Below are 12,508 nucleotides of genomic sequence, written 5' to 3' on the forward strand. Positions count from 1 at the left end.
TTTTGCACTTTAAAACAGCCCCATCTGACTGATTTTTCAACTCAATCATTAGATAAAACGATGTCTCACAAGTTATAAAGTATGCTGTTTATTGCTGAGTGTATTTTAAATCGCCATTTTCTAGAAAATCTCACACTGCTTCATCAGATATCGTCATAAAAAAGCCTAATTCCACGTAGAAATTAGGCTGTAAACAAAAGGTTTAAATATTGATGATGCTTCATTTTGGCTTATCGAGTTAAGTAACTTTTATTAAGCAACCTTCTCTAAGCAACAGTCTCATAGTCTGTCAAGTCCACCTGTTTAAGACGCTGCTTTAACTGTTTCAGTGACCACGGCCAAGCTGCAAAATTGCGTCCATTGGCATCTAAGTAATAGCTCTTACAACCACCACTATTAAAGACTGTAGTCTGTAGATGTGTCTGCACTTTTGCATTGTGATACGCCAATACATTTGGCTTAATTTCAAGCCGCTGTATCTTCTCTTGTTTCATTTTTACCAAGGCATCAACAATATATCCAACCTGTGCTTCTGCAATACCAATGAATGAGTCATAAACCAAAATATTTGGCCCGAGCACCAAAAAGGCATTAGGTACTTGCGCGATACTGGTACCCAAAAACGCTTCAGGAGAACTGTTTTTCCAAAGTTCTGACAATAACTCCCCTTTGGCATTTTTTACACGTTGTCCAATCGGCGGATGAGAAACTTCAAATCCTGTGCCCCAAATAATGACATCGACTTCATGACGTTCACCATTTGCAGCGATGACGGTATTACCTTCTATTTCAACTAAAACATGTGGCACAAGTTCAACATTGGCTTGCTGCAACGCAGGATAATAGTTATTGGCAAATAAAAGACGCTTACAACCAATAGAAAAGTTTGGTGTTACTTTTTCACGTAATTCAGCATCTTGAATTTGTGTTTTCAACAACTGACGACCCAAATAATTGACTGGCTCTAACAGTGAAGGATTACGCAGCCCTAAATTAATACCATTTAATATACCGGCCACACTTTTGCGCCAAGTTTCTTGAACAGTTGGAAAGCGGGTAATGATACCTTTCGCACGGTCATTCAGTGGCAAATCTGCTTTAGGTAATACCCATGGTGCGGTCCGTTGAAACACCACCACATTTTTGGCAATAGGTTGAACCTGAGGAATAAACTGAATCGCAGATGCCCCCGTACCAATTACTGCAATACGTTTATCTTTTAAGTCATAGGCATGGTTCCATCGCGCAGAATGGAACATTTCACCTTCAAAGCTTTCAATACCTTTAATTTTTGGAATTTGCGGTTCAGTAATCGGCCCCGTGGAAAAAATCACCGTTCTCGCGCATACTTACCTTTACTGGTCTCTAATTGCCATTGCTTTAATTGCTCATTCCATTCCGCTGCAATTAATTCACAGTTGAACTGAATGTTGCGATAAAGCGCATGCTGCTCCGCAACATCTTCTAAATAGTTCAGAATCTCAGGTTGCTTGGCAAATAAATGACTCCATTTATGACTCGGCGCAAATGAAAACGAATATAAAGCCGAAGGAACATCACATCCACAACCTGGATAGGTGTTGTCGCGCCATGTTCCTCCCACGCGATTGGCTTTTTCCAAAACCACATAATCGGTATAACCCCGTTCATTCATTTGATGAGCGGCAGCTAAACCGGATATCCCCGCACCAATCACAATGGTATCGTAGACACGCACTTGATTTTCTACGCTTGGTTTTTGTAGGCTAGGTTCTGGCTCTGCTTGGTCTTGTGCTGCTTTTTTAGCTTTAGCAGAAGACGATGCAGGACGACGTGCATTAGTATGTGCTGTGGGCTTTTTAGTTTGAGTTTTCTCTTGATCTAATGCTTTTACATCTTCGTCATGTAATTGTGTCGGCATGTTCATGCTTTTGCTCCCGACTTTTTAATATAGTTGTTAAATATGGGATAACCCACCCCCAATAAACGGGTATAGGTTTGCGGGGATAAACGCTTTAACCACCAAAATAATTTGGCATCAGGTTGCGGAATGGTGTACAACTTCCCTGCATCTAAATTATTCAATGTCAAATTGACGACATCGTGACTCGTCGTAAATGCATGATTCATCAGCAATTGATCGGCTAAGCCTGAATATCGATTGGGTAAGCGACCATTTTTCATAATATTGGTTGGCACCAAGGTTGGGCACAGCACATTCACACGGATATTTGCCGATCTGAGCTCTGCCGATAAAGTTTCAGACAATGCCAACACACTCGACTTCGTCACGTTATATGCTGTCATTTCTGGTGCAGCAGTATATGCCGCAGCAGAAGCAACATTAATAATCGCGCCGCCCTGCTTATTTTGTTTCAGCTTAGGTACAAAATAATGACAGCCATGCACTACACCCCACAAATTGACATGCATACACCACTGCCAGTCGTCTAAACTCAGCTCATCAAATTTACCACCCAGCCAGACGCCTGCATTGTTGATCACTAAAGTCACAGCATGTCCCATCAACTGCTCAGCTTGCTCTGACAATGCTTTTACTTCTTCAGCCTTACCTACATCACACTGCACTGCACTGCATAAGCATTTGATGAGGTCATGGATTGAATTTGATCCACCGTTTCCTGTGCTGCCTCTAAATGAATATCGGCACAGACCACTGTTCCGCCACGACGTGCTAGCTCTAAAGCAAAGCTTCGTCCAATACCACTGCCTGCACCTGTGACCACCGCATAAGCGTTTTCACTTGGCTTGTTCTTTTTTCCAAATAGACCCATGGTTTTGTCCTTTTATCGTTTTAATGCTGGGGTAAATTCTTTGACAAAATAAGGTGTCAACACGCCATCAACAGGGTTCAACAAGCGCTTTTTGTAATATTCAAGAAATGCAGAAGTGTCATGATCATTTGGGTGAAAACTTGGTCGTAAATAATCAAAAATATGCCCGAGGCTGCTGCCATAAACACCATCTCTTAGACCAAAAATCAGTTGGAAACTGCGCGGAACATCTTTCCAGTAGCTTAGGCTAATCAAATTTGATGGCTTTCTGTAGAAAGGGACAATCGAAGCGCCTATCGAAATCAAACCCAAAATGGTAATTAATGCAGGGAAAAATCCTGCTATACGTAAAGCATAATTACCTGATAATTCTTGATAAACATCATAGGCAATGTCTTTGTGTTCAGACTCTTCCAACATATGCCACATCCAAATAGCGCGCTGCTTTTCATCTATTGAATTAAAAAAGATTTCTTCATGATTCATCATGTATTCCGCAAGCACTGCGGTGAAATGCTCAATTGCTGCCATTAAGGATAACTTCATTGGCTGTGGCATACGTTCAAAACCATAGGCAAAGACGTAGTGTTCTAACTTTCTAAAAAATTGCACAGGCAGATTTCTTGCGCGATATGCTTCATTCATTTCTTCATGCATACGTGAATGAATGGCCTCTTGCCCAATCAACGACGTGACACGTTGTCTTAATACAGGATCTTGAATAAAGTCGCGATGATATCGAGCAGTATCAATCACTAAATCTTCGCCACGGGTTAAGAAAATAGATAAAGATGCAAAATAGGCACTGGCCAATTCTGCATTCATATAAAATTTTGGATCAATTTTTTCTGGCTCGAAATCAAATTTCATATGACGAATAGGAACAACGGCAGACTGTTTTGTTGGGTCAAAGACAGGGCCTGCAAATACGCGTGCTAAAGTTTTTTTTATCGGTTGAAAAGCGCTCATGATTTTGCTCTCAATTTGGGTGTTTACCGTTCATTGACTTCATGTCGATTAAAGTAAAAACACATAGATTGAGGATCAAATTAAGTGAGATAGATCACTAGACCATTAGCAAAACCGACCTCTAGATTTGCAAAAATGCTCAAATATTTTCTTTGTCAGACAATCTTTAAAACATCAATGCTGTATGGCTCAAAAGCTTGTCATTAAAGGTCATGGCGTATTTTTTGTGAGGGACGATTATTAGATTTTTTGCACTTCGCCAGTCACAGATTGATAGACCCATTGATGATCAAACAGGCTGTCATCTAAATGATCTAGTTTAAAATTACCGATAGCCACAGCATAGAATCCATTGCCCTGCTGCTTAAAATGTGTGATCTCTTGCATGAGTTCTTCAGTCAGTTGACCCATTATAAAGTCGGAAATTACCACCACATCGGCATGTACAAAATTCGGTTGTTTCAACATGTCCACGGCATGATTCATCGCAGGGATAATATCGGTTCCCCCATGAAATGACTGCCCTAAAAAGTGAATGACATCATCCAAAGCGCTGTTACGCTGTAAATTCAGCGCGGTTAAATTGGTCGAGAAATTCACCAAATACATCGCTCGCTTTTCTTTTAGCGCTCGAATAGATAAATACAAACAAATCGCTTTGGAAATCAGTTCAGGTTGCCCATTCATTGAGCCACTGGTATCTAAGCAGACAATCATCGGGCCTTTTTGTCCGACTCGATGCTGCGTATGGCGTTGGTCTTCAATCACCCGTCCCTGTTGCTGACCTTGTCGATTAAAACTCATCAAATTAGATTCTAAATATTTCAAATCAAATAAAACTTGCAAGTCTGGATCGGCTAATAGCGCCAACTCGCTAGGTAAAGCCATACTGAGTTCTTGTGCCAATTTAATTCCAGTAATTTCCTCTTGCGCCATCGGGGTGTGAATAAGCTGCAGTGGTTCTTGTTCTAACTGCGCAGAAATCCGCTTACGTGGCATATTCGGCTGTGCGCTTCCGATCATTTGACATAAACGTTTAAGCGCCCGATCTTGCTCGAGATAATTCGCCCATTGCTCAAAGTTCTGTACATCATGCTCAGTTAATTGCCCTTTGGAATAGTCTAGAAAAATCCCAGTTTCAAACCCGACACTGTCATGGTGCTTGACCATTTTCGACAATGTCGCAAGAAAATCTTTGATTTCATCTAAAAAGGCATCTCGTTGTAACCTGAGCTGCTCAAACTCCCAATGCGCAATGGCTTCGGTCAATTTACGCTGCCATTTGCCTTTAAATAGCTCTATTTGTAATTGACGCTGCTGCTTGGTCAGCAATGGCTGTTGGCTCTGTTGCCACATTTCAGTGAATTCTGGAATCCCTAAGGTTTGCATGAAGGCGGCATATTCAGTGTGGAATTGAACAAAATCACCCTGCTCCCAATGCTTTAACGCAAGCCAATATTCCAATTGCTGCTGCGCCACTGCATAGGGATGCTGCTGATCTAAACTCGATTTTGCCTGAAAGGCCCATTCCTGAATTTTTTGATCGAGCTTTTTTGCAACTTTATGATCTTCCAACCAATGTTTTAAACTGGATTGTTTTAATTCATCATATAGTTGTGAACTTAATTCATCGAGTGCCGATTGAGTTTGATGTCGTGTCAGTTTTAATTGCGACATAACTGTTCCAAGCGCTCACAATCTTGTAACTGCAACTGATATCTCGCCAATTGCTGCTCAATAGATTGAATTAATTGTTGAATATCCTGTTCAGTGACAAAGACCGATTTAAACTGATGTTTTTGACTGTTAAAGCGTTCCGTCAACAGATCCAATTCTGTTTGAAACAGTGCTTTGAGCTGTTGAACTTCGTGTAACAGCTCATATTGGCTTTGTGCTGAAAGAGAGCTGCGTGGACTACCTTTGGTATGTTTTATATACGGCGTCACCACTTCTTCTAAGCCGTAATAACCACCTTTTAACGTACATACTCTTGAACCATTAAAATTACATACGATGCCACGCACTTCTTCACCAGTATCATCTAAGGCAAAGAAGTCCTTTTTCGTATCCATTTTATCCAGTTCGAGATACAACACTTTATCTTTATAGTGTCGATCTAGATTAGTCACTGCACGCAAGTAGTCAATGCCATGAATTAAATAACTCTCATACACATCATCGGTATAATAAAAATGATTGAGCACCCGCTGTTCAAGTGCATCCTTCTCTGCCACATGCTGTTCGAATTGCAAACCGTAATTTAAGCCATTTTCAGCCAATACTTCATCTATCTGCTGCGATACAAAACCAATGTCTTCAGGCTGATTCCACAAGCAATGTTTTAAAATCAATAGATCACTCAAAATCACCGATGGACGATCATTTAAAAATGCACAGGCTTTGACTAAATAAGCCACACGTTGCCAACGACGGTCAGAGACATAGACCACGTGATCTTCAAAGTTATGATTGAGTCGTGTTTTAAGTTGATCAAATAGATTTAAAATCGATTCGGGTAAATCCACCTGATAAATCTGTTCCCGCCAATCTTGTAACTCTGCTTTTGTTATTTTTAAAGTTGCATCGACTTCAACACTGACTTGACTCGGTTTGGCCTCTAATAGTGCATGGAAGTTTTCTGCAATAGCAATCGGCGGCACTTCTAAACGCAAAATAAAACGATCATACAATGCATCTAGACCTTGATTTGGTTCGGGAATTTCATTCGATGCACTAACCAAAACATTCAATGGAACTTTTTGGACAATGTCACCATTTTTAAAACTCCGCTCATTCACCAAGGTCAGTAAAGTATTTAAAATCGCTGGACTGGCTTTCCAAATTTCATCTAAAAAAGCAAAATCTGCTCGTGGTAAATAATGTTCTGTTTTACGAATATATTGATCTTCTTTTAAGGCTTTGATCGATACCGGTCCAAAAATTTCTTCCGGTGTACTGAAACGATTCATCAAGTATTCAAAATAGTCATGGACTTCAAAAGCAGACGCGATTCGACGCGAAATCAAACTTTTTGCTGTGCCGGGCAAACCATATAAAAAGGTATTCATGCCCGCAACACCAGCCAGCAAACTCAATGCAATAATCTGCTCGCGTTCATACATATTTTTGCTGATTTCAGAAATTAAAGTATTGATCCTTGCTTGCATCTGACTATCTGTTCGACCGAAAACTAAATTGTAACGCCCTAACCGATTTTTCGCTGTAGCAGATGCAAAAATATCGCTCTTTAAATACAGCGCAACAGCTTGATATTGTATTTTCAGGTTATAGTAAATCTACACATCCCTTTGGAACAATAAACACTTTTCATCATGTTGCCCTTTTTTCACACACTCATTCGACTATTAAAACTTGAAGGTTTTAAATATCGATCACTCACGGCAGGTGAAATATCCATGTGTCAGAGTGTGTTTGGTGATTTAATTCAATATGAGCAAGTGAAAGTGATGAATCACCCTTTTTTGCCTTGGCAATCGGCGCATGTGGTCATGGCGCCTCAGGGGTATATCCATGCACGAAATTTACTGTTTAAAGCGGACTATGCCAAAGCGTCTTTAGGATATCGCGCCCTGTTTATTCATGAGATGGCCCATGTTTATCAATACCAGCAGCAGATCAATGTTTTGGGTCGGGGTGCTGTTTTACAGATGGCGTATTTCTTTAGTTTTAAAAAATATAATCCTTACCACTATACCCTTAAACCACACAAAGCATTTTTTGACTACAACATTGAGCAACAAGGCGACATTGCTCGTGACATCTATTTAAAGCGAATTAAAAATATTATTTTATATCCAGAACTTGTTCATCAAATTGAGCTGTAAAGCGTCAATGCTCTTTGACGAATATTTATAGATAAAATTGAATATCGCCTGATCATTCTATTTCACACTAGTGCTCGGCCATTGACGCTATTTTAAGTACAAAAAAACAGCATTAATATTTACTTTATAGCACATAAGCTCAGCTAGACTTTTAAAAGCTATGAATACCTCTAGTATCTCGCTTAAATTCAGATAAAATAGGTTCACCTTATTTTTTTGCTTTGCATCAAAACAAGTGAATTATCATACGATGATGGTGTTTTGTTTTCGCCTTTCGGCAGTATTTTTCGTATCTAAATACACTCGCTGAATAATCACAATAATACAAATCAGTGTGTTAAGTGTATTCACCTATAGGAATAGGATTTAGTTGGAATGAATAGTTTTAAAATTGCACTTGCTCAGTTCTCTCCGCATATTGGTAATCTAGAATCAAACGCAGCAAAAATGCTTCAACAAGCCAATGCTGCAAAAGAACAGAACGCAGATATTATTGTTTTTCCTGAACTTTCTACAGTTGGTTATCCTGCTGAAGATTTATTATTACGTCCAAGTTTAAATAAACGTACACAGCAAGCTTTTGAACAATTGGCGAACGTTAAGGACATCGTTTTAGTCTTTGGTTTTGTGAATCAAACTGAAGATGGTCAGCGCTATAACTCTGCTGCCGTCATGAAAAATGGTCAAGTTCTCGGGATTTACAACAAACAAAATCTTCCAAACTATAGCGTTTTTGATGAAAAACGTTATTTCAGTGAGGGTCATCAACACCTTGTCTTTGAATATTTAGGTCATAAGTTTGGTGTGTTGATTTGCGAAGATGTTTGGGCATTACCAACTGTTCAACAGCTTGCTCAGTTAAATGTTGAAACCGCTTTGGTTTTAAATGCTTCACCTTATGAAGTTGGTAAACCACAGCATCGCATTGAAACCATGGCTGCATTGACCAAACAATTGAACATCAATTTGGTTTACTGTAACCAAGTGGGCGGTCAAGATGACCTTGTCTTTGATGGCACAAGCTTTGTGATGAACAATTCAGGTGAAGTTGCATTGCAAGCACCGAGTTTTGTTGAAGATCTATATATCGCAGAATACGATGCTGAACAAAAAGCCTTTAAAACAGGTGCAATCACGCCTGTATTAAATACCATGGCTGAAATCTACCAAAGCCTTGTGATCGCAACACGTGACTACGTACAACGTTCAGGCTTCCCAGGTGTGATTTTAGGTCTATCTGGTGGTATTGACTCAGCATTAACTTTAGCGATTGCTGCCGATGCGATTGGCGCAGATAAAGTTCAAGCGGTCATGATGCCATATACTTATACTGCACAAATCAGTGTTGAAGATGCGGCTGAACAAGCCAAGAATATGGGCGTAACTTTTGGTATTGCCGAAATCAATCCAATTGTGAATGGCTTTATGCAAACCTTGTTCCCATTCTTTGGCAATGCACCGACAGATGCAACTGAAGAAAACCTACAAGCGCGTTCTCGCGGTACATTGTTAATGGCCTTATCGAATAAGTTCGGCAATTTAGTCCTTTCTACAGGGAACAAGTCTGAATTATCTGTTGGCTACTGTACATTGTACGGTGACATGGTCGGTGGCTTTGCGGTTCTTAAAGACGTCTATAAAACGATTGTATTTGAACTAGCAAAATACCGTAACAGCATTTCAGAAACACCAGTGATCCCTGAACGTGTGATTACTCGCCCACCTTCTGCGGAACTTCGTCCAGATCAGAAAGACCAAGACTCTCTACCTGAATACGAAGTATTGGATGCCATCTTGTATGCGTATATCGAAGAAGACATGAGCCAAGATGACATCATTGCCAAAGGTTTTGATGCTGAAGTGGTGAAAAAAGTCATCCGTTTGGTTGATCTAAACGAATACAAACGTCGCCAAGGCGCAATCGGTCCACGTATCAGCTCACGTGCATTTAGCCGTGAACGTCGCTACCCGATCGTGAATGGTTGGAAACCGGGTATCTAATTACTCGATTCAAATCAAAAAGCCCAGTTCTATCACTGGGCTTTTTTTTATAGGCGCAAAAAACACAGCAGTAAATATAAAAAGTAATTGAGATGTGTATTTCAAAAGTTAGGACATCAATTCATAACATCAAAGATTTGAGTTCTCTTTTTTTCTACATTAACATCGTAAATAGATCATTTTATTAGTGCTGTAATTATTTCAATCTATTTGACTTTTTCTAGGCACAAAAAAAGAGACCAAGCTGAGAGCTTGGTCTATAAAAATGGTGGCTATGACGAGACTTGAACTTGTGACCCCCGCATTATGAGTGCGGTGCTCTAACCAACTGAGCTACATAGCCGTAAACTGTGGTGGCATTATCTAGATTTCACACATTATCGTCAAGCATTTTTGTTTGCAATTGTTCAGAGTTTAAACAAGCAAAGTTCAAGATGTTACTATTTAAGCAAATCATGCTATTTTTAGCCCTAATTACTATATTTTTTGATTAAAAATTAGAGTTTTATCATGCAATTCAATTCGATAAAAAAAGCCTGTCTGACCCTCAGCCTTGCCGTCATGACCTTAACGGGCTGCCAAATAGTCTCACCTATTTTTGTTGACTACTATGGTGTGCGACGTGATGTGGCGACTTGGATTAATAAACAGCCCTTATTAAGCATGCAACAAAAGCGTAGCATGGCTCAACTTAGCCGAGCACAGCAGCCTATCATTCGTCTCGACTTCAATGATCAGGAGAAATTGGTCAGCGTTGCGCGCGCCAATGAAGCTGCGATGTATTGTGCCAATCAGCATTTATCAGCACGACAAATTCAACGCTTGCAAAAACAGATCTTCCCTGAAGATGCGTTGCATAAATTAAGCTTGCTTGAGCAACAAGCGTTGCATATTACCCTGACAGAACAAGAGAAACAGTGTGATTAAAACCCTGTCCACTGCTGGATGAATTCATCTAGACTCAATTTTTCAGCACCAAATTGTCTTACAATCTAGACATAGGTGCTTACATTATTGAGCATTTTTGCTATCGCTAAGCGAGGTGAAAACAAGTCTATATTTTTGCAATATTTTTATTGAAAAATTCACAATATCCTTATGAATTTACTTGGTTTTATTCCTAAATAAAAAAGCGTATGATGAAACTATGATCAATGTAAATAGCGCTTTTTTTCAGGTTTTTCCATCCAAATTCAATTGATCAGATAAGGAGAAATAAGATGGCTTTAAATAATATTTTAGTTCCAGTGGACGGTTCAGAAACTTCTTATGCTGCGGTGGCTAAAGCTGTCGAGTTTGCAAAAACTTTTGGCAGTAAAATTACTGTGGTTCAAGTACTGACGCTCGATCCATATATTGCTGCAGAGTATATTTCAGCAGCGCAAACCAATGATTTAATTGAACGTGCTCGTGCATCAATTTTAAATACACTTGAAGAAGCAAAAGCGAAATTTTCAACTGAAGGTGTCACTGTTGAAACTCGCTTACTTGAAGGTCAAGTGGTGCATACAGAACTGGTTAAAGCTGCAGAAGAAACACATGCGGACTTGATTATCATTGGTTCACATGGCCGTACTGGGATCAAAAAATTCTTCTTGGGCAGCGTAGCTCAAAGCGTACTGGGTGCTTCAGACATTCCTGTTTTGGTTGTACGCAAATAAGCCATTAGATTTATAGCTTAAAAAAGCCTTCTGATCCTAGAGGGCTTTTTATTGACTACTTCATCAATAATAAAATTAAAACGCTAAGTTTAAGGCAAGGATTTTTTAAGGTATCCATTGATATTGTTTCAATGAGATGCGTCCATTCACTACAAAGACATTTTCAGCTGCCAATTTCAATTGCTGAATATTTTCGCCTTTTTCATTACAGCGCTGCGTGCTGATTTTTCCCTGCGCATTGACCACCCGATGCCATGGGATCGTTGATGTTGCATCTAGATGCTTAAGCACATAGCCAACCAGTCGTGCATGCTTCGGTAAACCCGCTAATTTGGCAATTTGTCCATAAGTGGCAATCTTCGCTTGCGGTATCAATTGAATAACCGACAAAATCTGCGTTGCCAATTCATCACTCTGCTTCACATGAGCTCCTTTGAGTCGCATCAAAAAAGAGAACCCTAAGGTTCTCTTTGATTAATACTTAATTTTTACAGATTAGTACAGTAATTGGTTGTGATCGAGTAAATCTTTCAAGGTCACATCAGTATTTTTCAATGTGAGAAATTCAACTTTATCGACACATTTGGGCTATGACAACCATTTGTATAAATATCGCCCCTTGGTAGAGAGCGCATTTATGCAATTAAAAACATGGCGAGATATCGTATTTTTTATGCAAAAAGACAGCGTCATTTAAAGCAGAACTTCAAATAAACTTTATCATGATGTGACTAAAAGCTTCATGACGGCACACCTTACACGTCGGACTGTCTTTAAGAATTCATTTCTTCCCAAAGCCACAGTTTTTTGTCTTTTCATGGTTTCGCATTTTTTCTTTGAGGAATGACTAGAGTGCTTATAAATCTGAAATGATATGCCTACAGCATTTTGTGTCATATGCGCCATCGGTATAGCTAGAATTCATTGGCTCACTAGGTGAAATTTATGCAAGTAAGTTTTCTAGTACTTATGAACTGCTGACATTGTTGTCATGAGCTGAATTGTCCATGTTTGCAATGTTTTCAGCATCTATACCAATACGAAGTTTACGCCATTGTCGTCGACCTTCAGACTGATGTTTATTAGGTTTCGATTCACCTTCAGCTAATAACTTCAAACCTATAGAGTCAACAAGTAGATGTAGTCCATCAGAACTTTTTTGATAGCTAATCGCAATATCAATATGTTTTTATCTCCTGCTGAATGACCAGTCATAATTTCCCACATTTTGCTGTTTCATGATGGAACACAGCTAGAA

Annotated in this window: 8 protein-coding genes, 1 tRNA gene and 3 pseudogenes; 4 read left to right on the plus strand and 8 right to left on the minus strand. The window is 39.5% G+C overall.

Annotated elements, in window-relative coordinates:
- Positions 1-266: 266 nt before the first annotated feature.
- From FTT94_RS00685 to FTT94_RS00705, 5 genes and pseudogenes are all read right to left on the minus strand, one after another.
- Positions 267-1,900: pseudogene (locus tag FTT94_RS00685) on the minus strand (flavin-containing monooxygenase).
- Positions 1,901-1,902: 2 nt separating this feature from the next.
- Positions 1,903-2,774, minus strand: a pseudogene (locus FTT94_RS00690) (SDR family NAD(P)-dependent oxidoreductase).
- A 12-nt stretch (positions 2,775-2,786) separates the two neighbouring features.
- Positions 2,787-3,743, minus strand: coding sequence for a metal-dependent hydrolase (locus FTT94_RS00695; RefSeq protein ID WP_111884407.1), 957 nt, complete (start codon positions 3,741-3,743; stop codon positions 2,787-2,789).
- 240 nt (positions 3,744-3,983) lie between these two features.
- Entirely contained in the window at positions 3,984-5,420 is a 1,437-nt protein-coding gene (locus tag FTT94_RS00700; protein ID WP_180113892.1) for a VWA domain-containing protein, read from the minus strand.
- Positions 5,408-6,910, minus strand: coding sequence for an AAA family ATPase (locus tag FTT94_RS00705; RefSeq protein ID WP_180026469.1), 1,503 nt, complete (start codon positions 6,908-6,910; stop codon positions 5,408-5,410). The genes FTT94_RS00700 and FTT94_RS00705 overlap by 13 nt, the downstream gene beginning before the upstream one ends.
- A gap of 165 nt (positions 6,911-7,075) precedes the next feature.
- Here FTT94_RS00705 and FTT94_RS00710 point away from each other — a divergent pair, with 165 nt between their 5' ends.
- Complete coding sequence (locus FTT94_RS00710; RefSeq protein ID WP_180170038.1) at positions 7,076-7,588, plus strand: hypothetical protein; 513 nt, start codon at positions 7,076-7,078, stop codon at positions 7,586-7,588.
- A 375-nt stretch (positions 7,589-7,963) separates the two neighbouring features.
- Positions 7,964-9,589: an NAD+ synthase gene (locus FTT94_RS00715; RefSeq protein WP_180170039.1), complete on the plus strand. Its 1,626-nt coding sequence runs from the start codon at positions 7,964-7,966 to the stop codon at positions 9,587-9,589.
- A gap of 266 nt (positions 9,590-9,855) precedes the next feature.
- Here the strand turns inward: FTT94_RS00715 and FTT94_RS00720 are convergent.
- Positions 9,856-9,932, minus strand: a tRNA-Met gene (locus FTT94_RS00720).
- A 167-nt stretch (positions 9,933-10,099) separates the two neighbouring features.
- On the opposite strand from FTT94_RS00720, the gene FTT94_RS00725 reads away from it, so the two are divergent.
- Positions 10,100-10,516: a hypothetical protein gene (locus tag FTT94_RS00725; protein WP_180170040.1), complete on the plus strand. Its 417-nt coding sequence runs from the start codon at positions 10,100-10,102 to the stop codon at positions 10,514-10,516.
- Between the two features lie 293 nt (positions 10,517-10,809).
- Complete coding sequence (locus tag FTT94_RS00730; RefSeq protein ID WP_078189919.1) at positions 10,810-11,250, plus strand: universal stress protein; 441 nt, start codon at positions 10,810-10,812, stop codon at positions 11,248-11,250.
- A gap of 105 nt (positions 11,251-11,355) precedes the next feature.
- Here FTT94_RS00730 and FTT94_RS00735 read toward each other — a convergent pair whose 3' ends face one another.
- Positions 11,356-11,673, minus strand: coding sequence for an MGMT family protein (locus FTT94_RS00735; protein WP_180115395.1), 318 nt, complete (start codon positions 11,671-11,673; stop codon positions 11,356-11,358).
- 333 nt (positions 11,674-12,006) lie between these two features.
- A pseudogene (locus tag FTT94_RS16550) lies at positions 12,007-12,439 on the minus strand (transposase); the annotation flags it as partial.
- Between the last annotated feature and the right edge of the window lie 69 nt (positions 12,440-12,508).

The sequence above is a fragment of the Acinetobacter sp. YH12027 genome (assembly GCF_013420085.1).
Taxonomy (GTDB): Bacteria; Pseudomonadota; Gammaproteobacteria; order Pseudomonadales; family Moraxellaceae; genus Acinetobacter; species Acinetobacter amyesii.

Bases quoted from the DNA above. Each gene is read 5' to 3' on its own strand.
- FTT94_RS00695 (WP_111884407.1), bottom strand. From the start codon at position 3,743: ATGAGCGCTTTTCAACCGATAAAAAAAACTTTAGCACGCGTATTTGCA.
- FTT94_RS00700 (WP_180113892.1), bottom strand. From the start codon at position 5,420: ATGTCGCAATTAAAACTGACACGACATCAAACTCAATCGGCACTCGAT.
- FTT94_RS00705 (WP_180026469.1), bottom strand. From the start codon at position 6,910: ATGCAAGCAAGGATCAATACTTTAATTTCTGAAATCAGCAAAAATATG.
- FTT94_RS00710 (WP_180170038.1), top strand. From the start codon at position 7,076: ATGTTGCCCTTTTTTCACACACTCATTCGACTATTAAAACTTGAAGGT.
- FTT94_RS00715 (WP_180170039.1), top strand. From the start codon at position 7,964: ATGAATAGTTTTAAAATTGCACTTGCTCAGTTCTCTCCGCATATTGGT.
- FTT94_RS00725 (WP_180170040.1), top strand. From the start codon at position 10,100: ATGCAATTCAATTCGATAAAAAAAGCCTGTCTGACCCTCAGCCTTGCC.
- FTT94_RS00730 (WP_078189919.1), top strand. From the start codon at position 10,810: ATGGCTTTAAATAATATTTTAGTTCCAGTGGACGGTTCAGAAACTTCT.